At 65.4% G+C, this 25,749-nt stretch carries 27 protein-coding genes; 12 read left to right on the forward strand and 15 right to left on the reverse strand.

The window, feature by feature from the left end; all coding sequences use genetic code 11:
• Positions 1-279 precede the first annotated feature (279 nt).
• Positions 280-1,044: an SDR family NAD(P)-dependent oxidoreductase gene (locus AC1DOX_RS14290; RefSeq protein WP_441617048.1), complete on the reverse strand. Its 765-nt coding sequence runs from the start codon at positions 1,042-1,044 to the stop codon at positions 280-282.
• Positions 1,045-1,187: 143 nt separating this feature from the next.
• Between AC1DOX_RS14290 and AC1DOX_RS14295 the strand changes: the two genes are divergently transcribed.
• The 3 genes from AC1DOX_RS14295 (at position 1,188) to AC1DOX_RS14305 (ending at position 2,858) form a co-directional block, all read left to right on the forward strand.
• Entirely contained in the window at positions 1,188-2,105 is a 918-nt protein-coding gene (locus AC1DOX_RS14295) for a LysR family transcriptional regulator (protein WP_441617050.1), read from the forward strand.
• 162 nt (positions 2,106-2,267) lie between these two features.
• The gene (locus AC1DOX_RS14300; protein WP_441617052.1) at positions 2,268-2,420 is read left to right on the forward strand and encodes a hypothetical protein; all 153 of its coding nucleotides are present in this window, start codon (positions 2,268-2,270) and stop codon (positions 2,418-2,420) included.
• A gap of 33 nt (positions 2,421-2,453) precedes the next feature.
• Positions 2,454-2,858, forward strand: a complete 405-nt coding sequence (locus AC1DOX_RS14305; RefSeq protein WP_441617054.1) for a nuclear transport factor 2 family protein — start codon at positions 2,454-2,456, stop codon at positions 2,856-2,858.
• A gap of 452 nt (positions 2,859-3,310) precedes the next feature.
• Here the strand turns inward: AC1DOX_RS14305 and AC1DOX_RS14310 are convergent, their stop codons facing one another.
• From AC1DOX_RS14310 to AC1DOX_RS14320, 3 genes are all read right to left on the reverse strand, one after another.
• Entirely contained in the window at positions 3,311-3,628 is a 318-nt protein-coding gene (locus tag AC1DOX_RS14310; protein ID WP_092137534.1) for a YnfA family protein, read from the reverse strand.
• Positions 3,625-4,620: a 5'-nucleotidase gene (locus AC1DOX_RS14315; protein ID WP_441617247.1), complete on the reverse strand. Its 996-nt coding sequence runs from the start codon at positions 4,618-4,620 to the stop codon at positions 3,625-3,627. The genes AC1DOX_RS14310 and AC1DOX_RS14315 overlap by 4 nt, the downstream gene beginning before the upstream one ends.
• A 282-nt stretch (positions 4,621-4,902) precedes the next feature.
• Positions 4,903-5,844: a LysR family transcriptional regulator gene (locus AC1DOX_RS14320; protein ID WP_441617056.1), complete on the reverse strand. Its 942-nt coding sequence runs from the start codon at positions 5,842-5,844 to the stop codon at positions 4,903-4,905.
• Positions 5,845-5,974: 130 nt separating this feature from the next.
• On the opposite strand from AC1DOX_RS14320, the gene AC1DOX_RS14325 reads away from it, so the two are divergent.
• The 3 genes from AC1DOX_RS14325 (at position 5,975) to AC1DOX_RS14335 (ending at position 9,388) form a co-directional block, all read left to right on the forward strand.
• Complete coding sequence (locus AC1DOX_RS14325) at positions 5,975-7,804, forward strand: gamma-glutamyltransferase family protein (protein WP_441617058.1); 1,830 nt, start codon at positions 5,975-5,977, stop codon at positions 7,802-7,804.
• Between the two features lie 85 nt (positions 7,805-7,889).
• On the forward strand, positions 7,890-8,870 hold the full coding sequence (locus tag AC1DOX_RS14330; RefSeq protein ID WP_441617060.1) for a Bug family tripartite tricarboxylate transporter substrate binding protein: 981 nt from the start codon (positions 7,890-7,892) through the stop codon (positions 8,868-8,870).
• Positions 8,867-9,388, forward strand: a complete 522-nt coding sequence (locus tag AC1DOX_RS14335) for a GAF domain-containing protein (protein WP_441617062.1) — start codon at positions 8,867-8,869, stop codon at positions 9,386-9,388. The genes AC1DOX_RS14330 and AC1DOX_RS14335 overlap by 4 nt, the downstream gene beginning before the upstream one ends.
• 29 nt (positions 9,389-9,417) lie before the next feature.
• Here AC1DOX_RS14335 and AC1DOX_RS14340 read toward each other — a convergent pair whose 3' ends face one another.
• The 5 genes from AC1DOX_RS14340 to AC1DOX_RS14360 form a co-directional block, all read right to left on the reverse strand.
• The gene (locus tag AC1DOX_RS14340) at positions 9,418-10,140 is read right to left on the reverse strand and encodes an MgtC/SapB family protein (protein WP_441617064.1); all 723 of its coding nucleotides are present in this window, start codon (positions 10,138-10,140) and stop codon (positions 9,418-9,420) included.
• Positions 10,141-10,274: 134 nt separating this feature from the next.
• On the reverse strand, positions 10,275-12,359 hold the full coding sequence (locus AC1DOX_RS14345) for a 2Fe-2S iron-sulfur cluster-binding protein (RefSeq protein ID WP_441617066.1): 2,085 nt from the start codon (positions 12,357-12,359) through the stop codon (positions 10,275-10,277).
• Positions 12,360-12,400: 41 nt separating this feature from the next.
• Positions 12,401-13,012 carry a glutathione S-transferase family protein gene (locus AC1DOX_RS14350; RefSeq protein WP_441617068.1) on the reverse strand — a complete coding sequence of 204 codons (612 nt, stop codon included), beginning with the start codon at positions 13,010-13,012 and terminating at the stop codon, positions 12,401-12,403.
• 371 nt (positions 13,013-13,383) lie between these two features.
• Positions 13,384-14,283 carry a LysR family transcriptional regulator gene (locus tag AC1DOX_RS14355; RefSeq protein WP_092137542.1) on the reverse strand — a complete coding sequence of 300 codons (900 nt, stop codon included), beginning with the start codon at positions 14,281-14,283 and terminating at the stop codon, positions 13,384-13,386.
• A gap of 126 nt (positions 14,284-14,409) precedes the next feature.
• Positions 14,410-15,309 (reverse strand): LysR family transcriptional regulator, encoded by a 900-nt coding sequence (locus tag AC1DOX_RS14360; protein WP_477101423.1) that lies wholly within the window; start codon positions 15,307-15,309, stop codon positions 14,410-14,412.
• A 154-nt stretch (positions 15,310-15,463) separates the two neighbouring features.
• Here AC1DOX_RS14360 and AC1DOX_RS14365 point away from each other — a divergent pair, with 154 nt between their 5' ends.
• The 5 genes from AC1DOX_RS14365 to AC1DOX_RS14385 are packed head-to-tail and all read left to right on the forward strand — an operon-like array spanning position 15,464 to position 20,393.
• Positions 15,464-16,672 carry a CaiB/BaiF CoA transferase family protein gene (locus AC1DOX_RS14365; protein ID WP_441617070.1) on the forward strand — a complete coding sequence of 403 codons (1,209 nt, stop codon included), beginning with the start codon at positions 15,464-15,466 and terminating at the stop codon, positions 16,670-16,672.
• Positions 16,673-16,698: 26 nt separating this feature from the next.
• Positions 16,699-17,160: a MaoC family dehydratase gene (locus AC1DOX_RS14370; RefSeq protein ID WP_441617072.1), complete on the forward strand. Its 462-nt coding sequence runs from the start codon at positions 16,699-16,701 to the stop codon at positions 17,158-17,160.
• A 42-nt stretch (positions 17,161-17,202) separates the two neighbouring features.
• Entirely contained in the window at positions 17,203-18,222 is a 1,020-nt protein-coding gene (locus AC1DOX_RS14375) for a Bug family tripartite tricarboxylate transporter substrate binding protein (protein ID WP_441617074.1), read from the forward strand.
• 19 nt (positions 18,223-18,241) lie between these two features.
• A complete protein-coding gene (locus tag AC1DOX_RS14380; protein ID WP_441617076.1) occupies positions 18,242-19,402 on the forward strand; it encodes an acyl-CoA dehydrogenase family protein in 1,161 nt (386 codons plus the stop codon).
• Positions 19,403-19,415: 13 nt separating this feature from the next.
• On the forward strand, positions 19,416-20,393 hold the full coding sequence (locus AC1DOX_RS14385; RefSeq protein WP_441617078.1) for an acyl-CoA dehydrogenase family protein: 978 nt from the start codon (positions 19,416-19,418) through the stop codon (positions 20,391-20,393).
• Between the two features lie 105 nt (positions 20,394-20,498).
• Here AC1DOX_RS14385 and AC1DOX_RS14390 read toward each other — a convergent pair whose 3' ends face one another.
• The 6 genes from AC1DOX_RS14390 to AC1DOX_RS14415 form a co-directional block, all read right to left on the reverse strand.
• Positions 20,499-21,140 carry a DsbA family oxidoreductase gene (locus tag AC1DOX_RS14390; RefSeq protein ID WP_441617080.1) on the reverse strand — a complete coding sequence of 214 codons (642 nt, stop codon included), beginning with the start codon at positions 21,138-21,140 and terminating at the stop codon, positions 20,499-20,501.
• A gap of 165 nt (positions 21,141-21,305) precedes the next feature.
• Positions 21,306-21,734, reverse strand: coding sequence for a hypothetical protein (locus AC1DOX_RS14395; RefSeq protein ID WP_441617082.1), 429 nt, complete (start codon positions 21,732-21,734; stop codon positions 21,306-21,308).
• Between the two features lie 170 nt (positions 21,735-21,904).
• Positions 21,905-22,408, reverse strand: coding sequence for a hypothetical protein (locus AC1DOX_RS14400; RefSeq protein WP_441617084.1), 504 nt, complete (start codon positions 22,406-22,408; stop codon positions 21,905-21,907).
• Between the two features lie 61 nt (positions 22,409-22,469).
• A complete protein-coding gene (locus AC1DOX_RS14405) occupies positions 22,470-22,778 on the reverse strand; it encodes an EthD family reductase (RefSeq protein ID WP_092137550.1) in 309 nt (102 codons plus the stop codon).
• Between the two features lie 198 nt (positions 22,779-22,976).
• Entirely contained in the window at positions 22,977-23,726 is a 750-nt protein-coding gene (locus AC1DOX_RS14410; RefSeq protein ID WP_441617086.1) for a tetratricopeptide repeat protein, read from the reverse strand.
• Positions 23,727-24,001: 275 nt separating this feature from the next.
• Positions 24,002-24,226 carry a hypothetical protein gene (locus AC1DOX_RS14415; protein WP_441617088.1) on the reverse strand — a complete coding sequence of 75 codons (225 nt, stop codon included), beginning with the start codon at positions 24,224-24,226 and terminating at the stop codon, positions 24,002-24,004.
• A 462-nt stretch (positions 24,227-24,688) separates the two neighbouring features.
• Between AC1DOX_RS14415 and AC1DOX_RS14420 the strand changes: the two genes are divergently transcribed.
• A complete protein-coding gene (locus AC1DOX_RS14420) occupies positions 24,689-25,741 on the forward strand; it encodes an NAD(P)-dependent alcohol dehydrogenase (RefSeq protein WP_441617089.1) in 1,053 nt (350 codons plus the stop codon).
• The last annotated feature ends 8 nt before the right edge of the window (positions 25,742-25,749 follow it).

Here is a 25,749-nt window from a genome sequence, read left to right on the forward strand (position 1 = left end):
ACGTGACAATCTCGACGTCGCGGTGAGCATGCAGGCCGAGGTCCGAGTGCGGCGCTCAACATCGTTCCACACGTGGAGTGGACCGAGCTGCGCACGGTCGGCGCGCCCGGATTCGCCCACGCTGAAATGCTGGCGCGCGTCGACACAGCCGCGCCGGATTGCGTCAAGTGCAAAAAATGGCCGATGTTCAATCATGACGCAGTTCGGTTCGAGTACGCTGGGTGCGGATTGCGAGCGTCAAAGACCGCGTCCGCCGCACCCCACGTACCCTGGCCACGCTCAGATCTGCTGCTGGCCACCATCGACAAACAGTTCGATGCCGTTCACGAAGCTCGCGTCGTCCGAGGCGAGGAACAGCGCCGCGCTTGCGATCTCGCCGGGCTCGCCGAGGCGCCCCATCGGGATCTGGGCTGCCAGGTAATCGGCAAGCCCCTGGCGCTGGGCAGCATCGTCACCGGCAAGATCGAGCAGGCCTGGCGTGCGGGTCGCACCCGGGCTGATCGTGTTCACGCGGATCTGGCGGTCCTTGAGATCCAAGATCCAGTTGCGTGCGAAAGAGCGCACCGCAGCCTTCGAAGCCGAATACACGCTGAATGCCGCCGTGCCCGCGCTACCTGCCGTCGATCCCGTGAGAATCACCGATGCCCCCTTGGCGAGCAGCGGTAGCGCCTTTTGCACCGTGAACAGCACGCCCTTCACGTTGCGATTGAAGGTGTCGTCGAAATGTTCTTCGGTGATGCTGCCGAACGACAGCATCGAACCGCCGCCGGCGTTCGCGAACAGCACGTCCAGACGGCCCTGTTCTTCCTTAATTTGCGCATACAGCGCGTCGAGTTCGCCCAGCTTCGTGGAATCGACACGCACACCGGTGGCCTTGCCGCCCGCTTCGTGGATGCTTTTCACGGCGGCATCGAGTTCGGCCTGACGGCGGCCCGTGAGATAGACGTGTGCGCCTTCGGCTGCAAAGCGCTGAGCAGTGGCGAGGCCGATGCCGCTGGTTGCGCCGGTGATTAGTGCGATCTTGTTGTCGAGTTTGCGTGCCATGGTGTTGCTCCTTTCGTTCAGTCAGTGGGTGTTTGCGTTGTTGGGGTTGCGTGCTGTGATGTGAGGAGAATATCGACGGTCCGACCTTTTCGAAATAGAATCGATTGCAATCCAACGTTGCAAAAATGAAAAGATGAGGGCTAATGGCGAAGCTGCCTGATTTCGAAGGACTCGCGATGTTCGCGAAGGTCGCCGAGGAGGGATCGTTCGCGGCTGCGGCGCGCGCGATGGGCGTGTCGGTGGCGACCGTCTCGCGTGCCGTGGCGCGCCTGGAAGACCGGCTGGGTGCGCGGCTTTTCAACCGAACATCGCGCCAGCTTTCGCTCACCGAGTTTGGTCGGACGATCTGCGAGAAAGCCAGCCAGATCTACCGGCAGGCAGAGGAGGCGGAAAGCGCCGCGCGCGAGCTGTCGGTGCAGCCGCGCGGGCTGGTGCGCCTCGCCGTGCCGATGTCGTTCGGGCTGCACTGGGTCGCGCCGCTGCTGCCGGGCTTCTTTCGCATGTATCCGGAGGTGTCGATCGACCTCCATCTGTCCGATGCGTTGGTCGATCTGGTTGCCGATGGCTTTGACGCCGCGCTGCGTATCGCTGCGTTGCCGGATTCGTCGCTGGTGGCGCGGCGGCTGTGCGCGGTGACGCAATTCGTGGTGGCGTCGCCGGAATATCTGAGGCGTGAAGGACGGCCCACGCATCCGCGCGAACTGATAGACCGCCCATGTCTCTCGTATGCATATCGCGCGCGTAGCGATGTGTGGCGCTTCACGAATGATGCGGGCGAGGAGGAACCGGTGATGCCGACTGGGCCGCTGCGCGCGACGAACTCCGATGCGCTGTTGCCCACGCTGCTCGAGGGCCTTGCAATCGCGGAACTGCCCGAGTTCATCGCGGGCGAGTATCTGGCTGATGGCCGTGTCGAAGCGATCCTCACCGACTGGTCGCTGACAAAGGGCGGTCTTTACTTCGTCACGCCCTCGGCGCGCGCGCGGCCCGCGAAAGTCGCGGTGCTGTCGGATTACTTTGCCGAGCACCTTTCCGAGCCAACATGGCGATGGCCGAAATGATGCATCGGCATAGTTGATCAGCGGGCGCCCATCATTGCATGAATGCAATGATGGATTTCAAACGATTCTATTTCGCAAGTATCACCGGATCCGTATTCTCCTTTCCACCGGCTACACGACATCACGTCGCAAGTCACTCAACCAAGCGAAAGGAGAATCGCAATGAACACGCAAGCCACACCGAACGCGCCCGATACCGCCACTGTCGCCGTCCTCGACGCGCTTAACAGCGCCACCGGCGCGCTCGCTGCCGACGCACCGGAGCGCGCCGCCATGCAGCAGATGGCCACTGCATTGAAGACGCGACTGCAGTAACGCACATCCATTACCGCCTCTATCGAGCCGATCATGAACAACGCTAAACAACTGCTTTCCGCTTATCTCGAATCGATTCGCGACGCACGCGCGGCCGCCGCACTGTTTGCCGACGATGGCGTGCTGGAGCTCCCTTATCTGAAGTCGCTTGGCATTGACGGGCGCGCACAGGGGCCAAAAGCGATCGAAGGCTTCATCGCATCGCTGCTCGCGAAAGTACCAGATTTCGCGTTTAAGAACGTGCGATTCCTGATGGAAACACCGGAGCAGGTATTTGCCGAATATGAAGTCGAAGCGCTCGTGCCGTCGACGGGGAAAATCTATCGGCAGATGTATGCCGGGCGGCTCGTGGCGCGTGACGGGAAGATCCTGCTGTTGCGCGAAGCACTGGATACGATGGCTGCGGCACACGCATTCTCGGCGGCGCAGCCCATTTGAAGATATGACGATGAAAGGCCGTTTTATCAATCGAAGCGGCCTAACAATGTTTCATCCCGACTGGCCGCAGTTGGCCGATGGGGTGAGGTCGCCAACGGCCGCTTATTGGCACTCCAATTCGCAAAACCCGGATTTGGCTGACCGACTGATTCGGAGAAGATTATCTGACCGGAGTGGGTCGTTCTGAGACGGTCCCTCACCCCGCAAATCAGCGATGTACCAAAAAAAAGCCCGCGACGAGGTCGCGGGCGCGGGTGCAAATGTCGAGGGGTCATTCACGACAGGTGGATTGTCCTTGAATGTATGAAACATTGTCTTCCCCTCGGTGGTAGGGCGCAGCGCGGGCAATCGCAGGGGCGGCAGCGGGCAACTCGGGCGGGCTATCAGGCCGCCACCGTCGCCGCGCGTACTTGAACTGCCTCGGCGGTCACTTTTGAGGGGTATGGGCGCAATCAGCGCGGCTGAAACACGATGATAGCCATACCGGCCACGGCCACCGTCACGCCGGTCAGGTCCCACGGGCTCGGCCGCACGCCGTCGACCAGCCAGAGCCACAGGATGGCCACCGCGATATAGACGCCGCCGTACGCCGCATACACACGGCCCGATGCATCGGGGTGGAGCGTCAGCAGCCAGGCAAAGATGGCCAGTGACGCGGCGCCGGGCACCAGCACCCAGGCGCTCAAACCCTGGCGCAGCCAGAGATAGGGCAGGTAGCAGCCGAGGATTTCCGCCAGCGCGGTCAGCAGATATAGCGCAACCGTCTTCATGCCGCGTCAGTGGCCTTGCCGTTGGCCGTGACCTTGGCGTCTCCTGCCGGCTTGCCCTTGCGCGCAGGCCGGGTTGCCGTCTTCGGCACCACCAGCTGGCCGCCCTTGTAAGGCACACGGCCCGACGGCACCACCGTCGCGGCCTGCTCCACGTGGTTTTCCTGATCGTCGAAGAACATGTGCGCGCCGAATGCCTGCAGCACCTGATCCTTGGCGAGTCCCCCGAGGAAAAAGGCTTCGTCGATTGCCACGTTCCACGCCCGCAGCGTGTGGATCACGCGTGTGTGCGCCGGGCTGTTGCGGGCGGTCACGATGGCGATGCGCACCGGACACTCGCCAGCCGGGAAATGCTGCTGGATCTCGGCCAGCCGCAGCAGCAGCTTGGCAAACGGGCCTTCCGCCATCGCGGTGTGGCGGTGCTTGTGTTCGTGGCGAATGAACGCGTCCAGCCCCTTTTGCTTGTAGATCCGCTCGGACTCGGGCGAAAACAGCACCGCGTCGCCGTCGAACGCGATGCGGATCTGGCCGGCAGGCGCCTGATAGGTCGGCGGTACGTCGTAGAGCTGGGCGGCGGCCACGCCGCCGTCGATGGCGGCCTGCACGTCGGCCGCGTCGCGCGAGAGAAACAGGTCCACCTTGAAGGCCTGCAGATAGCGGGCGATGGCCTCGCCACCGGTAAAGGCGGCGCGCGTGATGTCGAGCTTCGCCGCCTCGATCGCATTAAAGGCGCGCAGCCCGGTATCGGGAGAATTGCGGGAGATCACCACCACCTCCACCAGCCGGCGGCCGGGGATGGCATGGTTCAGGCCTAACAACGCCTGCACCAGCGGAAACGCCGTGCCCGGTGCAAGCGGCTCGTCCTCATGCGCGCGCTGGTGCGCCGAATAGGCGTCCACGCCCTGGGTCTGGTAGAGGCGATTCTCCATCTCCAGGTCGAACAGCGCCCGGGACGAGATGCCGATGACGAGTTTGTCGGTGAGATCGTAGGCCATGCGCGCAAGTATAAGGGGCATGCGGGGTGGCCTATAAGTGCCGGCGGCGCGGCATTGATCGCGCTTGCGGAAGAGTCCCTTGCTTGCGCGGGCCCTTATCAGCAGGCCGACGGCTGCCTAGACTCCGGCACATCGGACCCCAGCGGGTCCTGCCCCAAGGAGCCACCATGCCAGTCCGCCAGCTTCTGTATTCCGCGATTGCCGCGCTGACCGCCGTCGCGCTGCTCGCTTTTGCCGGGCCGCAGGCCGCCAGCCAGCAAGTGGCCGGGGCCTCGCCGCTGGCTACGCCACGGCCTGACGCAGCGCCTGCACCAGCGCCGCTACCCGCTCGTTGTCTTCCGGCTGGCGTCGCCACATGATGCCGACCGGCGGCAGGTCCCAACTCAACGTGTACGGCAGCGCCGCCGCGTCTCCCAGTTCCACCAGTTCCGCCGCCACGGAGCGCGGCACGATCGTGATCGCATCCGGCTGGCTGCGCAGCAGCGTGGCCATCGGCTTGATCGAATAGGTCTCCACGATGGGCAGCGGCGGCGCCACGCCGGCAATCGCGAACATCGTATTGATCGTGCGGCGCACGGGGGTGTGGGGTGGCGGCAGGATCCAGTCGAGCGCCGCCAGCCGTTTCCAGTCGAGCGTGCCGCGCGACAGCCGCGCCGCGGCGCGCGCCGGCACCACCAGCACCGGCTCTTCCCGGTAGAGCGGCTGCTGGACGATGTCTTCGCCCGCCAGATAGAACGACCGCGCGATCACGCAATCGAGCTCGTGCAGCCGCAGCGCGTTGACCAGTTCATCGGTCGTGCCCTCGCGCACCAGCACGGAGATCCGTGGCACGTGATGGAGTCCGTAAGCCAGTGCAGCATCCAGCACCGGGCGGGCCACGTACGGAATCACGCCAATCCGCAATCGCCCGCGCAGGCCAGCCTCGATCACCGTCAGCTCGCGCCCCAGCGCCTCGGCGTCCGCCAGGGCCACCCGGGCGTGCGCCAGCACCGCCACGCCCGTCGCGGTAGGCGTCAGGCCGTGCCGCGACCGCGAGAACAGCGGCGTCATGAAGATGTCTTCGATCTCCCGCAACGCCTTGGTCACGGCCGGCTGGGACAGGTTCAGCTCGGCCGCCACCCGGGAGATCGAGCGCTGGCGCTCCAGCGCCAGCAGCAGCGGCAAATGGCGCAGCCGCAGGCGGGACACCACGTTATGGAGCAGCTTGTCGGTGGAAATCGGCATGCGGGCAGGATCGATCCAGGGTTGTTTCGCCAGTCGTATAACCAGATGGGAATGCAATGATAAGTATTTCGATGCTTGCGGTTATTCTGGAATCCTATACTCAAATGCATTCCTTTGGAGTCATTTGCACATGTTCACGACCCGCCCGGAGATTGTCGGTACCTTTGGCGTTGCGGCTTCCACGCACTGGCTGGCCACCCAGACCGCCATGGGCGTGCTGGAGCGCGGTGGCAACGCGTTCGATGCGGCCGTCGCCGGTGGCTTTGTGCTGCAGGTGGTGGAACCGCACCTGAACGGCCCCGGCGGCGAGGTGCCGATCCTGTTCTGGGACGAGCGCGCCCGCGCGGTCCGTTCGGTGTGCGGGCAGGGCCCGGCGCCGGCGCTGGCCGACCCGGCCGCGCTGCGGGCCATGGGGCTGGAAATGATGCCCGGCATCGGCCTGATGCCGGCCACCGTGCCCGGCGCGTTCGGGGCGTGGCTGACCATGCTGCGTGATCACGGCACGTGGTCGTTGGCCGATGTGCTCGCCCCCGCCATCGGCTACGCGCGCAACGGCTTTCCGCTGGTGCCGCGGATTTCCCAGGCCATCCTGGCCGTCCAGTCGCTGTTCCGCGACGAATGGCACAGCTCGGCGGCGACTTGGCTGCCGGATGGCAAGGTGCCGCGCCCGGGCAGCCTGCATACGCTGCCGGTGCTGGCCGATACCTACACGCGCATCGTCGAGACCGCCGAGTCGGCGCACGACACCCGCGAGGGCCAGATCGATGCCGCCATGGATTGCTGGTATCGCGGCTTCGTCGCGCAGGAAATCGACGCCTATTGCCGCAAGACCCCGGTGCGCGACACCACCGGCGAGAAGCACACCGGCCTGCTGCGTTTCGAGGACATGGAGCGCTGGGCGCCGACCGTGGAGGCGCCCGTGTCGATGGACTTCGGCCGCTACACCGTGGCCAAGTGCGACATCTGGAGCCAGGGCCCGGTCTTCCTGCAGCAGCTTGGCATGCTGCGCCATGTGGGGCTGGAGGGCCATGCGCCCGGATCGCCCGAATTCGTGCACAAGATTGCCGAGGCTGCCAAGCTAGCGATGGCGGACCGCACCGCGTGGTATGGCGATCCCCGCTTTGTCGACAGCCCGCTCAAGGCGCTGCTCGATCCGCGATACCTGGCTGCGCGCGCCGCGCGGATCGGCGACCGCGCCGCGCTGACCATGGAGCCCGGCACCCTCAACGGCATGGCGCCGCGCATGCCGGACCTCGGCGTCGCCGATCGTACGCTGGCCAGCGCCGACGTGCGCTTTGGCGTGGGCGAGCCGACCTTTGCCTCGCTGCCGCCGGTGGCCGAATGGGCGGAGCGCGAGCTGTTTGTCGGCGACACCTGCCATATCGATGTGATCGACCGCCACGGCAACATGGTGGCGGCCACGCCGTCCGGAGGCTGGCTGTCGTCGAGCCCGACCATCCCGTCGCTTGGCTTTGCGCTGAACACGCGCCTGCAAATGACCTGGCTGGAGCCGGGGCTGCCCAATACGCTGGCCCCGGGCAAACGCCCATGCACCACGCTGTCGCCGTCACTGGCGCTGCGCGATGGGGAACCCTATATGGTCTTCGGCACGCCCGGGGGCGACCAGCAGGATCAGTGGTCGCTGGCATTCTTCCTGCGTCACGCCGTGCATGGCATGAACCTGCAGGAGGCCATCGATGCGCCGGCCTGGCACATCGACCATTTCCCGGGGTCGTTCTGGCCGCGCCAGACCGTGCTGAACCGGATCAGCGTGGAAGGGCGCATGCCGGCCGCCACGCTCGATGCATTGCGCGCGCGTGGACATGAAGTGCGTGTGGGCGACGACTGGTCAGAAGGCCGGATGTCGGCGTGTACGCGGGAACGCGACGGCGCGGGCCGGCTGGTGCTGCGTGCCGGTGCCAATGCGCGCGGCATGCAGGGTTATGCCGTGGGTCGCTGATGGGGCGGCCGGGTTTGCGCGGAACGGGTTTGAACAAACAAGGGTCGCACAGGGTGGCCCGCCATATGGAAGAGGGAGTTGCAACATGAGGTCAGTCATCAAGAGCCTGCTGCGTGGCGCCGCCGCGCTGACGCTGTCGTTTGCCGCGGCTGCCGCCGGGGCGGCGGACGCCTATCCGAACAAGCCGGTCACGCTGATCGTGCCCTGGGCCGCCGGCGGCTCCACGGACATCCTGGCGCGTGTGTTGTCGGAACACCTGACCAAGGCGCTCGGCCAGCCCGTGATCGTGGACAACAAGCCCGGCGCATCGGGCAATATCGGCTCCGCGATGGTGGCCCGCGCCCAGCCGGACGGCTACACGCTGCTGGTCGGCTCCATGAGCACGCACGCGATGAACCCGGCGCTGATGGCCAACATGCCGTTCAAGGGCGTGGAGGACTTCACGCCGCTGGGGCTGCTGGCCTACGTGACCAACACCATGGTGGTGAATCCGTCGGTGCCGGCCAACAACGTTAAGGAACTGATCGCGTATGCCAAGGCCAATCCCGGCAAGCTGGCCTATGCCAGCGCGGGACCTGGCTCCACCAACCATCTGAGCGCGGTGCTGTTCGAGAAGATGGCCGGCGTGCAGATGCTGCACGTGCCGTACAAGGGTGGCGCCCCGGCCGTGGTGGACACCGTGGCGGGCCAGACCCAGTTGCTGTTTTCCGCCGGCACGCAGACGCTGCCGCACGTGAAGGCCGGCAAGCTGCGGCTGCTGGCGGTGACGGAATCGAAGCGATCGGCGCTGCTGCCGAACGTGCCGACCGTCGGCGAGACCCTCCCGGGCTATGAACTGGCCGTGTGGTATGGCGCATTCGGCCCGAAGAACATGCCCGCCGATCTCGTCGCGCGCCTGAATCGCGAAATCAACAAGGCCATGTCGCTGCCCGAGGTCAAGGCCAAGATGGACGCGATCGGCGTGGAGACGGCCACGTCCACGCCGCAGGAGTTCGGCAAGATCATGCGCCGCGACGCGGACCGCTACGGCAAGCTGATCCGCGACCTCGGCATTCACGGGGAATGATCGTGTCACTGGACCAGCCTGGGCAGTGGCTCGCGCATTTCAATCCGCTGTGCGATGACCTGCGCCGCGCGGCCACGCCGGTGGCCGTGATGGACGCCGTGGGGCACGCCACGCTGGGGCTCGTGGGCCCCGGCCTCCTGACGATCAATGCGTGGCACGCGGCCAGCGGCGAGATCCAGCGCCTCTGGTCGTCGGACCCCGCCGCCTATCCGGTCGGCGGCAAGAAGGTCAAGGGCGATACGGCGTGGACGCGCCAGTTGCTCGTGCGCGGCGAAGTCTTCGTCGGCGAGGGCGACGAGGCGCTCGCCGCCGTGTTCGATGACATCGCCGTGATCCGTGGCCTGGGGCTGAATGGCGTGGTCAACGTGCCGCTCTGCGCGGGCGGCCACGTGATCGGCACGTTCAACTATCTGGCCCAGGTCGATACCTGGACCGCGGAAGACATCACGGCCCTGAGCGTGCTCGGCCAACTGGCCATGCCGGCCGTGGCAGCGTTGACCGCGGCCCCGGCCCCCTGAGGCCGAGGGCTCGCCCACGCGGGCACCTCCTACTCCGAGGTGCTCGCGCTCCAGAACGCCTGGCCGATCACGCTGGCCGTGCCCAGTTGCGCGACCATCGCGTCCAGCGCATCCCCATCGACGGACGTGGCCACCAGCATGGCCTCGATCTCCACATCCTGTTCGCCAAACGCGCGCATCTCGAAGTCGCGGGTCGGATACTGCGCGGCTTCCAGCGCGTCTTCCAGCAGCCGTAGCGCCGCCTTCTGATGGGTGCGCGGCGCAATCACGTGCACCGTGTGCGTGACCTCCACCGCGGGCGTATCGATCGGCTGGCGGTTGATGCGGTCGGCCACAGGGCGCAGCAGCGTATTGGCCGCCAGCACGAACAGGGCGCCGATGCCGGCTTCGAGAATCAGGTCCGCGCCCGCACAGGCCCCCACGGCGGCGGAACCCCATAGCGTTGCCGCCGTATTGAGCCCGCGCACATTGCCTTCCTCGCGCATGATGACGCCCGCGCCCAGGAAGCCGATGCCGGACACCACGTAAGCCACCACGCGCACGGCCCCTTCATGTCCGGCGAGGTGATTGGCCATGTCCACGAAGATCGCCGCGCCCACGGCGACCAGCACGTTGGTGCGCAGGCCCGCCGTGCGCTGGCGAAACTGGCGCTCGTAGCCGATGATCCCGCCCAGCACGAAGGCCGCCGCGAGGCTGATCGCCGTATCGAGCAGCGATAGAGGATTGATGTTTTGCAGGGCTTCCAGGGACATGTCGATGCATCCGTGCGGGCCAGAGTTGGCGCGATTGTGGCACAGGCATCTCATCGGGTCAGCCACCGGCCGTGCGGCGGATGCCGTGAACCTCGCCGCAGCGGGGCGGCAGGGCGGCAGGGTTCACGGACTTGTCACAGGTCGAGCTGGAGGGTGGCCCCGGCATCGCCAGGTTCCGTTTCCGCCGGCATCGCACAGCAGATCAGCGCCTCGCCTTCCGGCACCGGGAATTCCGGCGGCTGGGCATAGGCCACGGCGCCCTGGACGATGGGCGTGCGGCACGATCCGCAGCTGCCGCCCCGGCAACTGAACACGGGCGACAGGCCGCGCGACTCCGCCAGCTCCAGCAGCGATCCGCCGCCCGGCGTCCAGCGGGCTTCCTTGCCGGACTGCACGAACATGACCGGTACCGCTTCCCGCGCGGGTTTGGCCGCCGGTGCCGCCGGGCCCGTTGCCGCGTCGCGGTGGCGCACGATGGATGCGCTGCCAAACGCCTCGGCGTGGATGCGCGCGTCGGGCACGTTGAGGGCGCGCAGGCCGTCGTACAGGTCCTGCATGAAGCCGGTGGGGCCACACAGGTAGAAGTCGTAGTCGTCGAACGGCAGATGGGCGCGCAGCACGTCGATGTCGAGGCGGCCGGATTCATCGTAGTCCTTGCCGATCTGTGCGCCGGTCGGGTCGCTGAGCAGACGCACGAGCCCGACAGCACCGTTCGCGCTGGCGGCCAGCGCGGCCAGTTCCCGCGAGAACGCGCGCTCGCCTGCCGTGCGGGCGGCGTGGAAGAAGTACGTCGGACGGATGCGGCGCTTGCGCAGGCCCTCGTAGACGATGTGCCGCAGCATCGCGAGCATCGGCGTGACGCCAATGCCCGCCGCCAGCAGCACGGCGGGCCGGCGCGCCGTGGCGTCGATGGTGAAGGCGCCGCCGGGTGCGCGCGCCTCGATGAGGTCGCCGACCTTCACGTGGTCGTGCAGGTGACGCGACACCTCGCCCTCGCGCTTGACGCTGATGCGGTAGACGCCGTCGGACGGTGCCACGGAGAGCGTGTAGGTGCGCATCACGGGCGCATCGTGGCCAGCGGGCGTCACGCGGATCGGCAGGAACTGGCCGGCCTGGTGCGGAATGCGTCCCGCATCGTCGGTCGGCGCCAGCTGGAACGATCGCACCACGCTGCTTTCGTCGACGATCTGCGTCACGCGGAACGGACGCCACGTGTTGGCGAGGGCTGCGGCGCGCAGGCGGTCCGCGGCTTCGTTCCAGTTGCCCGTCATCAGCGAGTTGGGCGACGCGCCCCGCGCTTCTGGCTGCCAGCGCAGCGGCAGCGCGGCCTCGCGGCGCACGATCTGCTCCGGGATAAAGCGCCACAGGCGCTCCGCGCCCTGGAAGGCGGCGATCTCGGGGGAATCGGTGATGACCTCGGCGCGGCCGGACAGTTGCAGCAGGTCGCCCGTGGCGTAGTCGGCAAACACCAGCCCGGCGGTCGGATTGACCATGAAGTTGCCGAGCGTGTTGAAGAACAGGTTGCCGGCGAAGTCGGGAATCGTCAGGCCACCATCGGCGTCGATGCGCACGAAACCGGGCTTGCCGCCGCGATGCGACACGTCTACCTGACGCTGACCTTCGGGCAGGTCGACGTACGACGCCACGAAGAACGTGTCGGCGTTGCCGATCAGCGTGCGGGCGCGCGCGTCGAGCGCGGTCATCCACTGCGGCGCGACCGGGCTCGGCACGGCCGGATCGCGGGTAAAGACGAACGCACGCTGCTGGATGTACTGCGGGCAGTTGCCAAAGCTCTGGCCAACCGCAATGCGGAAATGCCCGGCGCCGACGCGATGAATCGCGCCGTTCATGCGATTGCGCCGGCGCGTCATCGGGTCGATGCCGAGCAGCCCGATGGCGCCGCCGTCTTCCATGCCCGCGTCGGCCGGATCGGCCGCCTCACGACCGATCTTCACGTCCAGCAGGCGCGGGTCCGGCGAATACAGGAAGCCGGGATGGCTGGCGCGCAGCGTGGCCCAGACGCGGCCATCCGGCGCCACGGCGCCGAGCACCACCACGGGCAACTGGACGAAGAAGTCGCGGTGCTGGTCGGGCATGTAGTCGCGCACCACGCGCTTGCCCACCTCCGCCATGCGCGCATGCACGCCTGCCACTTCCTGCAGCATGCGCTCGCCCGTGTGCCAGGGCAGGCCGGGGAGGAGAGAGGTATGTGCGGTCATGACGGGCTCCGGGTCTGGGGATGAGCGCTTCGGGGTTGCGGTCAGGCTTCTAGCCCGGCGCGGGATTTCTGGAATGCGACAAAGCCCGGCAGCGCTTCGATGCGCGCGAGCCATTGCCGTACGTTGGCGTATGCCTCCAGGTCGACGAAACCTTCCGGCGCACGCGCGGTATAGCTGTAGAGCGCTACATCGGCGATGGTCGGATGATCGGCGGCGATCCACGAACGTCCCATCAGTGCGTCATCCATGCGCTTGAGCACGACATGGGCGCGGGCGATGACGGATTCGGCATCCAGCGGCGCGCCGAACACGGTGATCAGGCGGGCGGCGGCCGGGCCGAATGCGATGTCGCCGGCGGCCACGGACAGCCATCGCTGGACGGCGGCGGCCGCGGCGGGGGTCTCCGGCAGCCAGTCGGTCTTGCCGAACTTCTTGCTGACATAGACCAGGATGGCGTTGGAGTCCGGCACCACCGTGTCGCCATCCACCAGCACCGGCAACTGCCCGAACGGGTTGAGTTTCAGGAACTCGGGGGCCTTGTGGGCGCGGGCGGCCAGGTCGACGTCTACCAGCTCGACGGGCTGGCCGATCAGGGACAGGAACAGGCGGGCGCGGTGCGAATGGCCGGACAGCGGGTGTACGTAAAGTTTCATGAGGGGTCCTCGGGTTGGGGTGCGTGGGGTGTTCGGTTGTTGCGGCATTTGCAGCGAATACGCTTGGGGTGCCGCTGGAAACCACTATAGGTGCGCCCCGATGCACGAAAAACCGTCCTCGGGAGAAGGGAATCTTCGGGATACGAGAAGAATGGCCCCGCCGGCGATCGGCGATCGGCGATCGGCGATCGGCGGTTGGGGGCCGGTGGCAGGGGGACGGGGGTGGCAGGCAGCGGCGGATGGCGGCGGGTGGCATCAACCCGCCTCGACCAGCCAAACCGGCCAAACCAGCCGAACTGGCTGACCCGGCCGAGCGGGGCTCAACTGGGGCTCAAGCGGGGCTCAACCGGGCCAAACTTGCCGGCGCCGGGTCAGTTCAGCGATTTGTCGGCCCGCAGGGTGTCGACCGCCAGGTCGATAAAGGCCCGCACCTTGTGCATGGCATGGCGGCCCTCGCGGTGGATCACGCTGATGGGCAGCGGCGGCGGCTCGAAATCGGCGAGGATGATGCGCAACTTGCCATCCCAGAGTTCGCTGGCGATCTGGTACGACAGGACCCGCGCCAGCCCGAAGCCGGCGACGGCGGCGGCAATTGCCGAGTCGTTGGTGGTGGTGGCCATGCGCGGCGACAGGCGAGTGGGCAGCGGTTCGTCGCCGCGCGTGAAGCGCCACTCGGGCAGGGTGGAGATGCCGGTGGTCTGGATGATCGAATGACGCGCCAGGTCGTCCGGGGTGTCGGGAACGCCATGCCGGGCCAGGTATTCCGGCGAGGCACAGACCACGCGCCGCACGCGGCCGACGGATACCGCCTGCAGCGACGAACTGGGCAGCTCGCCGATGCGAATGCCGACGTCGATGCCCTCATCCACGAAGTTGACGATTCGGTCGACAAACAGGCAGCTGATATCGACCTCGGGAAAGCGGCGCAGGTATTCCACGACGATCGGCGTCACGAACTTGCGGCCGAACAGCACCGATGCGGTGATCGCCAGTAGGCCACGGGGCGCGGCATGGGCGCCCGTGGTGGCCAGCTCGGCCTCCTCGATCTCGGCCAGAATGCGGCGGCAGTTCTCGAAGTACGCGGCGCCGGTGTCGGTGGGACGCACCAGCCGGGTGGTGCGCGTCAGCAGGCGCACGCCGAGGTGAGTCTCCAGTTCGGTGACGATGCGACTGACGACGGACAGCGAGACGTCGAGCTTGCGTGCGGCGGGCGTAAAGCCACCGCTCTCCACCACGGTGACGAAGGTCTTCATGGCCTGCAGTCGATCCACGCGCTGTTCTCCCTGAATGTTTCCGGCCGGTCTGTCGGGGCTGTGCGGGGGCGGCGCCCGGCCTGGTGCCCGGGAGTATATCGGGTGGATCGCCGGGCTGGGATGGGCAACGGCTGGCCTGCGGAGTCAAACCTGGTCGTGCAGGATGCCCTTGGCCGTGGCGACGAACCGCTGCACATGCCGGTCATCGGTCCCTTCGCGGGTGGCCAGCGCGATGCCGATGTGCGCGGCGGGCTTGGGGCTCGTCAGGCGCAGGAAGCGCACCCGCCGGTTGGTATAGCGCACGGTCACGCCGGGCACGAGCGCCACGCCGAGCCCGCTTTCTACAAGGCTGACGATGGTCTGCACCTGCACCGCCTCCTGCGTTACGCGTGGCACGAAGCCGGCTTGCTGGCACAGCAGCATGGCCACCGCCTGCAGGTTCGGTACGTCGGCGCTCGGATGCATGATGAAGGGCTCGTCGGCCAGTGCGCGCAGCGCGATGCTGTCCCGCCCGGCAAAGCGGCTTTCCGCCGGCACGGCGGCGACGAAGGTATCGGATTCCAGCGGCGTCAGCGTATAGGGGCCCGAGCTCAGGATCGGAAAACGCACGAGCCCGGCATCGAGCTGGCTGCGCTCCAGACGGTCGAGGATCGCCGCCGACGTGGATTCGTGCAGGATCAGCTCGATGCCGGGATGCGCCGCGCGAAATGCGGGAATCAGGCGCGGCAGCAGGGCATAGGTGGCGGAGCCGACAAAGCCGATGCGCAGCGCACCGCGTTCCCCATGTGCGGCGGATACCGCCGCGGCGCGCGCCTGGTCGGCGTGAAAGAGGGCGCGACGCGCATCGCCCAGCGCGGCTTCCCCGGCCTGCGTCAGCCGCACGCCGCGCGTGGTGCGCACAAACAGCGGCGTGCCCAGTGACTCCTCAAGCTTGCGGATGGAAATGGATAGCGGCGGCTGCGCCATGTGCAGGCGTTCCGCCGCGCGGTGGAAGTTGCCGGTCTCGGCAAGCACGACAAACTGCTGGAGCTGGCGCAGGTCCATGGCGATATCCATCCAATATCGATTCCTAAAAATCTAATATTAGACGCAAGCAGTCCGGCTGCACTACTCTCTGTTCTCGACAAGGAGGTGGCGCGGTCCCCGGGCATGTTGCGGCGCGGCATGCGCCGACCTCCGATAACAGAAGGAGACAGGCATGTTGCCCCTATCCGGCATCCGCGTGATCGACCTGTCGACGGTCGTGATGGGCCCGTACGCCAGCCAGTGGCTGGCCGACCTGGGCGCCGAAGTCATTAAGGTGGAGCCGCCCGAGGGCGATTCCACGCGTCGCACGGGCCCGGCCACCGAAGATGGCATGTCCGCGATTTTTCTTGGCGTGAACCGCAGCAAGAAGAGCGTGGTGCTGAACCTGAAGCTGCCCGCCGCGCAGGCCGCGCTGCACCGGCTGCTGGCCACCGCCGACGTGTTCATGCACAGCATGCGGCCGCAGAAGCTGGCGAAGCTCGATCTCGATCCCGCCAGCGTGATGGCGCGTCATCCGAAGCTCGTGTACGTGAGCCTGCTCGGCTTTGCGGAGGACGGTCCGTATGGCGGCCGGCCCGCCTATGACGACATCATCCAGGGCCTGTCCGGCAATGCCGCGCTGATGGCGGCGCAGACCGGCACCGTGCGCTACTTCCCGACCATTGCGGCGGACAAGACCAGCGGGCTGGTGGCCGCGCTGTCGATTTCGGCGGCCATCGCCGGACGCGAGCGGCAGGGCGGCAAGGGATCGATGGTGGAGGTGCCGATGTTCGAGTCGATGGTGGCCTTCAACATGGTCGAGCACCTGTACGGCCAGCACTTCGAGCCGCCGCGCGGGCAGGCGGGCTATCCCCGCGTGCTGGCGCCGCTGCGCCGTCCGTACCAGACGGCGGACGGCTACGTCTGCATGATGCCGTACACCGACGCGCACTGGCGCGACTTCTTCAAGGCGTCGGGCCGGGACGACCTGGCCGCCGACGCGCGCTTTGCCGATATCGCCGCCCGCACGCGCCATATCGAGACGCTCTACGAGATCACCGGCGAACTGGTGCGCGAGCAATCCACCGACGAGTGGCTGGCGCTGTGCGAGACGCTGCAGATTCCCGTGGCGCGCGTCAACGACCTCGACGAACTGGTCGACGATCCGCACTTGAAGGAGACGGGATTCTTCGAGCAGCTCGACGACCCGTCGATGGGCACGTTGCGCTTTCCGGGCGCACCGGTGCGCTTCGATGGCGCGCGCGCACGCGCGGCCGTGCCACCCCGGCTCGGGGAACATACGCGCGATGTGCTCGCCGATGCCGGCCTGAGCGACACCGATATCGACGCCCTCGGGGAAGAGGGCGCCGCGTTCTGTGCAACATCCGGCGCGCGGCGCTGAACGCCCGCCACGATCAAGGAGACGACATGACCCAAGCACAACCGCAGCGCCTCGGCCAGGGCTTCTACTGGCAGGACATTCGCGAAGGCCAGGTTTTCCAGACCTTCCGCCGTACCGTGACGGAGACGGACCTCGTCAACTTCATCTCGGTCACCGGCATGCTGGAGGCCATCTTCATCGAGGAAGGCTACGAAGGCGGTGCGATCAAGGGGCGGCCAGTGCCGGCCGCGCTGACGTACTCGCTGATCGAGGGCTTCATCCTGCAGACGATGATCCAGGGCACCGGCCTGGCGATGCTGGAACTGACGCAGAAGATCCTCGGGCCGGTGGTCGTCGGCGACAGCATCCACGCCAAGATCACCGTGACCGGCATCCGCCCGACATCGCGCAGTGGCCGCGCGGTCGTGGATTCCAGTATCGAGGTCTTCAACCAGCGCAACGAACTGGTCATGACCTACACGGCGCGGCGCCTGCTGGCCGGACGCTAGCCGTACGGCGGCGGCCCATCGCATTTACCGGAGGAGACAACCATGCCAATCCAGAGCACAAATGCCAGGCATCGCACCGAACCCCGCGCGCGGGCGCGCCGCCTGTGGCGGCTGACCCTTGCGGCGGTCGCGCTGACGCCATTCACCCTGCCCGCGACGGCGGGGGAGTTTCCCGATCATCCGATCAAGCTGGTGGTGCCCTTCCCGCCGGGCGGCCCCACGGACCTCGTTTCGCGGGTGATCGCGAAGAAGATGTCCGACGATCTCGGCCAGCAGGTGGTGGTGGACAATCGCCCCGGCGCCAACGGCAATATTGCGGGCGAGATGGTGTCCAAGGCTCCGGCGGACGGCTATACGGTGCTGTACAACACCTCGTCGATCGCCCTGAGCCCCGCGCTCTACAAGAAGCTGCCCTACGATGTGAAGCGCGACTTCGCCCCGGTGGCGATGACGGCAATGGTGCCGCTGGTGCTGGAAGTCAATGCGCAGGTGCCGGTCAGCAACGTGGCGGAGTTCATCGCCTGGCTCAAGGCCAACCCCGGCAAGATGACCTACGGATCGGCGGGCAATGGCAACGTGACGCACCTGGCGGCGTTCCTGTTCCTGCAGGCCAACGGGCTGGACGCCGTGCATGCGCCCTACAAGGGCAGCGCGCCGGCGCTGACCGATCTGGCCGGCGGGCAGGTGCAGTTCATGACCGATACGATCAACTCGTCGCTGCCGTTCATTCGCGACAAGCGCATGAAGGCGCTGGCGGTGACCAGCAGCTCGCGCAGCTCCCAACTGCCGGATGTGCCGACCGTGGCGGAGACCGTGAAACCGGGCTTCGATGTGGGCGCCTGGCAGGGCATGCTCGTGCCGGCGAAGACGTCGCCCGAGATCGTGAAGAAGCTGAACGCCGCCACGCTGAAGGCCCTGGCGTCGCCCGACGTGCGCGCCAGCCTGGCCGCGCAAGGCGCGGAGCCGCGCGGATCGAGCCCGGAAGCCTATGGCAAATATCTGGCGCAGGAGATCGACCGCTGGCAGAAGGTGGTCAGGGATTCCGGCGTGACGCTGGACTGACGCATCGCGGAGACATGACTTGAGTTCCCTGTTTGGCACCTTTCAGCTCACCGCCTTGTCGCCGGAAGCCGCCGCGTTCCGGCGGCAGGTGAAAGCGTTCCTGGCCGAGCATTTGCCAGTGTTGCCCCCGGACGTGCGGGCCCGGTCGTGGATGGGATTCGACGCGGACTTCAGCCGCGCGCTGGCCCGGCGCGGCTGGGTCGGCATCACGCTGCCCGCGCAATATGGCGGGGCCGGGCTGAATGCCTTCTCGCGCTTCGTGCTGGTGGAGGAACTGCTGGCGTGCGGCGCGCCGGTCTCCGCCCACTGGATCGCCGACCGGCAAAGCGGACCGCTGATCCTGAGGTATGGCAATGACGCGCAGCGCGCGTTCTACCTGCCGCGCATCTGCCGTGGCGAAGCCTTTTTCTGCATCGGCATGAGCGAGCCCAATTCCGGGTCCGACCTGGCGAGCGTCGCGACGCGCGCGGCCCCGTTGCCGGACGGTGGCTGGCGCCTGAACGGCCGCAAGATCTGGACGACCAACGCGGACCGTTGCCAGTACATGCTGGCGCTGGTGCGGACGTCGGGGGAATGCGGCGACCGGCAGAAGGGCTTGTCGCAGGTCATCGTCGACCTGTCCGCACCGGGCGTGGCGATTCGTCCGATCCGCGACCTCGCCGGTGACGCGCATTTCTCGGAGGTCAGTTTCGAAGACGTGGTGCTTCCCGCCGACGCGCTCGTCGGCGAGGAGGGTGCGGGTTGGGAGCAGGTCAACGCGGAGCTGGCGTTCGAGCGCAGCGGGCCGGAGCGGCTGTATTCGAGCGTGGTGCTGCTCGATGCGTGGATCGGCGCGCTACGGCGGCTGCCGGCGGTGCAACGGGATGTGGTGACGGTCGGCCGCCTGGTGGGCCGTCTGGCCACGCTACGGGCGATGTCGCTCGCGGTGACGGCGCGCCTGGCGACGGGGGAGAGCCCGCTGGTGGAAGCGGCGCTGGTCAAGGACCTCGGCACGGAACTCGAGCAGTCCATCGGTGCGCTGGCCGAGGCCGCGCTGGGTGACGATCCGGAACTCGCGGCGGACCCGGAGCTGTATCGCACGGCCGCCTACGTCAGCGTGGTCTCGCCGACCTATTCGCTGCGCGGCGGTACGCGCGAAATCCTGCGCGGCATGATCGCGCGCGGCCTTGGGTTGCGCTGAGCGGAGATCGACGATGCACAATGCCTATTCAGACGCACTCGACGCCATGCTGCGCGACCACAGCACGCCCGCTGCGGTGCGGGCCATCGAAGCGGGCGGCAGCCCCGTGGCCCTCTGGCGGATGTTGCAGGAGAGCGGCTTTGCCGATTGCCTGTTGCCGGAAGCGGCGGACGGTGCCGGCCTGCCCCTGTGCGAGGTGGCGCCGATGCTGTTTGCGATCGGACAGCACGCGTTGCCGTTGCCGCTTGGCCAGACGATGCTGGCGCGCGCGGTGCTGCACGGTGCGGGCGTATCGGTGCCAGACGCCCCGATCGCGCTGGCGACCTTCGATGGCGTGGGCCGGACGCATGTGCCCGGCGGGGCCACGGCGACGTGGTTCCTCGTGCAGGACGGCAGCCACGCCGCGATGGTGCATCGCGATGAGGCCGATATCGCCGCCAACGGCGTGCACGGGGACCTCGGCGTGACGATCGCGCGCTCGCCGGCAAGCAGCTTTCCGCTGCCCGCTGGCACGTTGCGGACGATCGGGGCCTGTGTTCACGCGGCGCAGATGGCGGGCGCCTTGTCGCGCGTGTTCGACATGACCTTGCAGTACGCCAACGATCGTGCGCAGTTCGGGCGGCCTATCGGCAAATTCCAGGCGATCCAGCATCAGATCAGCGTGATGGCCGAGCACGTGGCGGCGGCGCGCATGGCGGCGCAGATCGCCTGCGCATCCGACGGCTGGCAGCCGGAGCGCATGCGTGCAGCCATCGGTAAGCTGAATGCCAGCGAGGCGGTGACACCCGTCACGTCGATGGCCCATGCGGTGCATGGCGCGATCGGCGTGACCGAGGAATACGACTTGCAGCTCTACACGCGCCGGCTGCATGCATGGCGGCTGGCGGACGGATCGGAGCGGTTCTGGGCGAGGGAGATCGGCGAGGCGACCTGCGACGCGGGCGTCGGCACGGTGGATGCCCTGCGGGGGTGGAGCACGGACGCGGTGTGAGACGACGCCTCCCCTAAAGGAGCCGCGTCGGCGAGCCAGTCACGCGGCAGCCGCCCCTTGGAAGTCAGGGGCGGCTGCCGGCAATCACGGCCCAATTCTTGGTGGTTATGCTTCGGCCAGAATCTGTTGAATGGCTTGCTCGAAGGCTTCCACGGGTTGGCCGCCGCTCACCAGGTAGCGATTATTGAAAATGATCGCCGGCACCGACTGGATGCCCATGGCCTGGTATTCCCCTTCTTCCGCGCGGACCTCATCGGCATAGTCGCTGCCTTGCAGCACTTTGCGAGCCTCGGCGGCATTCAGGCCCACCGATTCCGCAGCGTCGACCAACACGTCGTGGTTGCTCGGGTCCTTGCCCTCGCCATGGTAGGCCCGCAGCAATGCCAGCTTGAGCGGCACCTGCTTGCCTTCGATGGCCGCCCATTGCAGCAGGCGGTGCGCGTCGAAAGTGTTATAGATGCGGTTGCGCGGACCAAATTCAAAGCCGACGCTGGCGCCACGCTCGCGGATCATGACCTGGGCCTCGGCGACTTGTGCCGGCGTGCGTCCGTATTTCTTGCCGACATAATCGACAATCGCCTCACCGCCCGGCGGCATCTCCGGATTCAGTTCAAAGGGGTGCACGACGATCTCGGCGTCGACCGCATCGCCAAGGCGCGTCAGCGCCATTTGGAGTGAGGACAGGCCGATAGCGCACCACGGGCAGGCGATATCGGAGACAAAATCAATTCTGAGCGGTTGTGTCATGGCTTTTACGGCGCAAATGACCGCCTGCGCGGTCGTTCTGATCGATAGGGAAACAGGGTAGAGAGGGTAGCCCGAAACGTGAATGTTTGCAGGGCGCCGGGTCGGCCGTCCCGGTGAGGCTCGTCCGGAACCGTGCCTGTTGCCGTCGCCGGGCTCCTTGCCTTGCTATCGCTCGATCAGCCGCCGGGTCCTCACAGGGAAGGGCTTTCCTGTCACAAGCACAATGAATACATAACCTCTCTCGCCGGGTGTCTTGGAAGGAGCGAATCGGCAGAATACCTGGGCGATATTCTGGATGCAGGCAATCTCATTGCTTTCCCTCCAGCTAGGGGGAAAGAAGGCTCGAATATCTTTTTCCGTGCTGTTTCTGTACAGGCAACCGGGATCGCAGGAAACGTTCTCCCAATCTTTCCCCGGCGTTTTCCCGAAGGCGACCCATTTGCCGCCGGAGCGCGTGAATCTGAAGAACACACCGGACGGCGTTCGGTCTTCCCTCAGCAACTCATACGTGCCCGCGTCCGATTCGGACAGCTCGGCTGCGGACGCCGTCGGCATCAGCATGGTGATTGCGATCAGTAGAAGCAGGTGTTTCATGCCCATCGTCACATCCTTTCAGAACGGGTTTCTGCGGACGTTAAAGCGTCGATGAAGAGCTATCGTATCGACAGGGCAAGGCTGATTTTGTGCGATCTCGCACGCTCGCGGCCTTCTGCAATTCCGAAGTTGGCCGGAGGCGAGAGTCCTCGTCGGCCGTGGGGTAAGCGCTACCTGACAAAAAGGTCGTCATGAACCAGGCGAAACGACACCAGTGTTCGCACGACGTCGCCGGGGCCTACTGCCGGATTCCCGGTGGAGGCTGCGCCTGCTGGCTTGGTCTTTCGTGGGGTCAGTGGCAGCGTCGGCAGGTCTACAGGTTGCGGGAGTTTTGTCCCAATAATCTTGTAAGGCACACGCACCACGATTTGCGCGGCATAGGTCTTCAGCTCCCATCCCGCATTTTCACCTTTCGCCCCCGGCAACAAGGTCGCCCGATAGACTCCCGTGAGCCCCGGTGGAAACTTCTGAGGGCTGACAAGTGGTGGGTAGAGTTCGGGCGGCCGATCCCAATGGAATGGTGGAAAGACTTCGTGAATATCAGACCAACTGAATAACGTGAACGACTCTGGCTTAAGCCCATCGACCGGAACCCCTGCATTGCTAACCATCAGGTAAAGCTCGACTTCCAGTCGATTGTGCAGGCGCACAAATGCATCAAGTTGCAGGCTCATAGGGGCTCCTCAGTTTCGAGAATTGCACGAAGCGGGACGAGCGGATAGACCCCGACCCGGTCTACACCTCCCTGGTATCGAAGATGAGCAGATCCACCCCTGCCTGCGCAAAGTTCGCCAAATCCGCTGCCGCTGCGGCACCCTCCGGCGACGCCATTCCTTGCTGAATCGCTGCCAGGGAATCGAAGCTCAATAGCGCCACCAGATGGAAAGGCGACTCCCCGGCAGGCGTGCCTACCGGGCCGCTGCTGACCTCGTAGCCGCGCAAGCCGGGGATTTTCTTGGCGATCGGGATGTGTTTGGAGAAGTAGTGTGAATCGAACGCTGCGATGTCCGCGGGCTTCTTGTACAACGCCATGAGCTTTGCCATCTTGCTTTCTCCGGTTGTGAAGCGTTGACGTAGCCCGTTCTTTTTACGACGGAAGAGCGATCGACGCAATCCTTTCCATACCCTGCAACCTCAGGCCTCGCGAGGGGCGTTTCGTGTAGATTAAGCCTGAGGCGTACATAAGGGTTGAGGCTGCCTTGCCGGGAGCATCAATTGACCACTAGCGGCTCGATAACTCGATCAGCAGTTCCTGGAACACCAGTCCGCAGCATGCAGGATGTGAACGGGTACAAACCGTCGATCCGTGTCGCTACTCAACGCCAGTGCCTTCAGATAATTTTTGCGCGCAGAATCAAAATCTCCGTGCTCCTCGCTTGTGAAACCTATGTCCTCCAGCTTGATGGCAACAAGAAGATTCAAATCCGTATCAGGGACTCCATCAGCACGACTTTTCCGCACGAAGGCGTCCATGGCTTCGTACGATCCGCCCCATCGCGGCTGGAGATGCACCATGTACCTCCCGCGCATCAAAATGTTCCGGGGGTAGAGTTTGTTCCCTCGACGAAGGAGTTCCTCGGCTTGTTCGTAGTCGCCTTGCCGTAAGGTAATGTTCAAGAGGTTAAGTATCGCCAGGTACGATCGCGGATTCAGATCAAGCGCCTTGTGGAGATCCTTCTTCGCAATCTCGAACTGCTCCTGCATGAAACGCACATTGGCAGCAGGCGTTTCCCGCATATACCGCGTGCCGCGCCGAAACTCGCCGAGCTTGCGGTAATAGGTTCCACGTGCCAAGTGGGCAACGTATGAATTCGGCCGCTGTTTCGTCCATTCGGTCATCTCATTCGAGAAAACGTCCTCCTGTTGGTAGAAGGGCTTGAAGGCATCCACCAAGTCGTACTCATTCAGTTTGCCTTGCTCGAACCCGACCTCTTTCATCCGGAGCACCTTTTCGATCGTGTCGAATTGCTTCGCACGAAGGGCCTTTTGCACATCAAGCTCCTCCGAACTGCACACGCTTGCCCAGAACAGGAACACTACGGCCAATATTTGGGTACATCGACGCACTCTCGTCTCCTTTGAAGTAGCTTTCCTTGCACCATCACCTTGCCCCTTCTCGGCCTCCCGCCCCGAAATGCGCGTAGAGAAACAAGGCGTCTGCAGCCTTCTGTTGGCTCATGTTCGCTCCTCCGAGCAGGCTCCTCCACCGCCGCGCCCAACTGGGAGACCCGGCAGTTGACCGCCTACTTGGTAGCGGGTTACCACGGCTAAGCTTTGTTCTTCAATTCGAGGACGGCAACACCAACCGCTGGATCCATAAATCTCCGGATTCTTTCCAGAAGCTGGTCCGTCGTGCCGGCGAATTCCGGTACATACCAGGCCAACGAGTTACTTTGCTGAGCATTTAGTGCCGCGAATCCTTCAGCAATTGCATTGGCGTATCCCGGCGCTGGCTCCGGCAGGCTGTCTCTTGCAACTATGAAAGCGGGCATCGGCGGTTCTCTCTATTTTTTAACTCCAACTCCAGTGGTCTCCGTTTCAAGTCAAGAGCAATTCGGCGCTTGTCCCTAAGCTCCGTCGAAGGTAGCAACGTTCCATTCCGAGTTCTACGGAAACGGACAATCTAACAAGGAAATTCGCATGCCCGGGACGCTCGTGGTGGGGTGTCAGAGTTGTACAACACCATGAAACCACTGGGTATCTTCAGCATTGCTGATGCCCGGGCGCCATCACCGGAGCGGTGATGGTCGACAGGGCCCGGAACAAGTCGCGGCACAATCCGCCACGCGATCCGCTGCTGCTCGCACCAGCCGCGTTGAACTCCCTTCGCAAAAGAACGCGTTGTGCCGGATACGTGCCATGGGCGGCCCGGTTACCGGCGCAGTGGCTGCAGACATTGCGCATGCGCCATGCACGCCCTATAACATCAGTTCGAGCCGAACGAGGGGGTGCAAATGACGACGAAAGCCTATGCCGCGCAGTCGGCCACGACACCGCTGGGTCCCTCCACGATTACCAGGCCACCGGTGGGTGATCTGGACGTTGCCATCGATATTCTGTACTGCGGTGTCTGCCACTCGGACCTGCATGCGGCGCGCGCCGAGTGGCAAGGCATGCGCTATCCGCTGGTGCCGGGGCATGAAATCATCGGCCGCGTGAGTGCGGTGGGGAAATCGGTCTCCAGGCATCGTGTGGGAGACGTCGTCGGTGTCGGGTGCATGGTTGGAAGCTGTCGCCAGTGCGTTGCCTGCCAGGATGGACTGGAGCAGTACTGCGAGGGGCCGCATGGCTTCCTGCAGACCTATAACGGCTGGCTCGACGGCACTGGCGAAAACACATACGGCGGCTATTCGGCAGCCATCACCGTGGACGAGCATTTCGTGCTCAGGATCTCGCACAGCGCCGAGCAGCTGGCTGCGGCCGCCCCGTTGCTATGCGCGGGTATTACCACGTGGTCGCCGCTGCGGCACTGGGGCGCGGGCCCGGGCAAGAAGGTGGGCATTGCCGGCATTGGCGGCCTCGGCCATATGGGGATCAAACTGGCTCACGCGATGGGGGCGCATGTGGTGGCGTTTACCACGTCGCCGGCAAAGATCCAGGATGCGAAGCATCTCGGTGCCGATGAAGTCGTGGTCTCGCGCAACCCGGACGAGATGGCGGCGCATGCGTCGAGCTTCGATTTCATCCTCAATACCGTGGCCGCGCCCCACGATCTGGATGCCTTTATTCCTTTGCTCAAGCGCGATGGCACGATGACGATGGTTGGCGTACCGGACAGCCCTCATCCATCGCCCGGGGTTGCCAATCTGATTTTCAAGCGGCGCGGCCTTGCGGGTTCACTGATTGGCGGCATTCCGGAGACGCAAGAGATGCTCGATTTCTGCGCACAGCATGGCATCACGTCCGACGTCGAAATGATCGCGATGAAGGATATCGAATCCGCCTTCGAACGCATGAAGAAGAGCGACGTGAAGTACCGGTTCGTGATCGATATGTCGACCATTTAGGTCCGGAG

The organism is Cupriavidus sp. 01L415 (assembly GCF_056400065.1).

Bases quoted from the DNA above. Each gene is read 5' to 3' on its own strand.
- AC1DOX_RS14290 (WP_441617048.1), bottom strand. From the start codon at position 1,044: ATGGCACGCAAACTCGACAACAAGATCGCACTAATCACCGGCGCAACC.
- AC1DOX_RS14295 (WP_441617050.1), top strand. From the start codon at position 1,188: ATGGCGAAGCTGCCTGATTTCGAAGGACTCGCGATGTTCGCGAAGGTC.
- AC1DOX_RS14300 (WP_441617052.1), top strand. From the start codon at position 2,268: ATGAACACGCAAGCCACACCGAACGCGCCCGATACCGCCACTGTCGCC.
- AC1DOX_RS14305 (WP_441617054.1), top strand. From the start codon at position 2,454: ATGAACAACGCTAAACAACTGCTTTCCGCTTATCTCGAATCGATTCGC.
- AC1DOX_RS14310 (WP_092137534.1), bottom strand. From the start codon at position 3,628: ATGAAGACGGTTGCGCTATATCTGCTGACCGCGCTGGCGGAAATCCTC.
- AC1DOX_RS14315 (WP_441617247.1), bottom strand. From the start codon at position 4,620: ATGGCCTACGATCTCACCGACAAACTCGTCATCGGCATCTCGTCCCGG.
- AC1DOX_RS14320 (WP_441617056.1), bottom strand. From the start codon at position 5,844: ATGCCGATTTCCACCGACAAGCTGCTCCATAACGTGGTGTCCCGCCTG.
- AC1DOX_RS14325 (WP_441617058.1), top strand. From the start codon at position 5,975: ATGTTCACGACCCGCCCGGAGATTGTCGGTACCTTTGGCGTTGCGGCT.
- AC1DOX_RS14330 (WP_441617060.1), top strand. From the start codon at position 7,890: ATGAGGTCAGTCATCAAGAGCCTGCTGCGTGGCGCCGCCGCGCTGACG.
- AC1DOX_RS14335 (WP_441617062.1), top strand. From the start codon at position 8,867: ATGATCGTGTCACTGGACCAGCCTGGGCAGTGGCTCGCGCATTTCAAT.
- AC1DOX_RS14340 (WP_441617064.1), bottom strand. From the start codon at position 10,140: ATGTCCCTGGAAGCCCTGCAAAACATCAATCCTCTATCGCTGCTCGAT.
- AC1DOX_RS14345 (WP_441617066.1), bottom strand. From the start codon at position 12,359: ATGACCGCACATACCTCTCTCCTCCCCGGCCTGCCCTGGCACACGGGC.
- AC1DOX_RS14350 (WP_441617068.1), bottom strand. From the start codon at position 13,012: ATGAAACTTTACGTACACCCGCTGTCCGGCCATTCGCACCGCGCCCGC.
- AC1DOX_RS14360 (WP_477101423.1), bottom strand. From the start codon at position 15,309: ATGGACCTGCGCCAGCTCCAGCAGTTTGTCGTGCTTGCCGAGACCGGC.
- AC1DOX_RS14365 (WP_441617070.1), top strand. From the start codon at position 15,464: ATGTTGCCCCTATCCGGCATCCGCGTGATCGACCTGTCGACGGTCGTG.
- AC1DOX_RS14370 (WP_441617072.1), top strand. From the start codon at position 16,699: ATGACCCAAGCACAACCGCAGCGCCTCGGCCAGGGCTTCTACTGGCAG.
- AC1DOX_RS14375 (WP_441617074.1), top strand. From the start codon at position 17,203: ATGCCAATCCAGAGCACAAATGCCAGGCATCGCACCGAACCCCGCGCG.
- AC1DOX_RS14385 (WP_441617078.1), top strand. From the start codon at position 19,416: ATGCACAATGCCTATTCAGACGCACTCGACGCCATGCTGCGCGACCAC.
- AC1DOX_RS14390 (WP_441617080.1), bottom strand. From the start codon at position 21,140: ATGACACAACCGCTCAGAATTGATTTTGTCTCCGATATCGCCTGCCCG.
- AC1DOX_RS14395 (WP_441617082.1), bottom strand. From the start codon at position 21,734: ATGAAACACCTGCTTCTACTGATCGCAATCACCATGCTGATGCCGACG.
- AC1DOX_RS14400 (WP_441617084.1), bottom strand. From the start codon at position 22,408: ATGAGCCTGCAACTTGATGCATTTGTGCGCCTGCACAATCGACTGGAA.
- AC1DOX_RS14405 (WP_092137550.1), bottom strand. From the start codon at position 22,778: ATGGCAAAGCTCATGGCGTTGTACAAGAAGCCCGCGGACATCGCAGCG.
- AC1DOX_RS14415 (WP_441617088.1), bottom strand. From the start codon at position 24,226: ATGCCCGCTTTCATAGTTGCAAGAGACAGCCTGCCGGAGCCAGCGCCG.
- AC1DOX_RS14420 (WP_441617089.1), top strand. From the start codon at position 24,689: ATGACGACGAAAGCCTATGCCGCGCAGTCGGCCACGACACCGCTGGGT.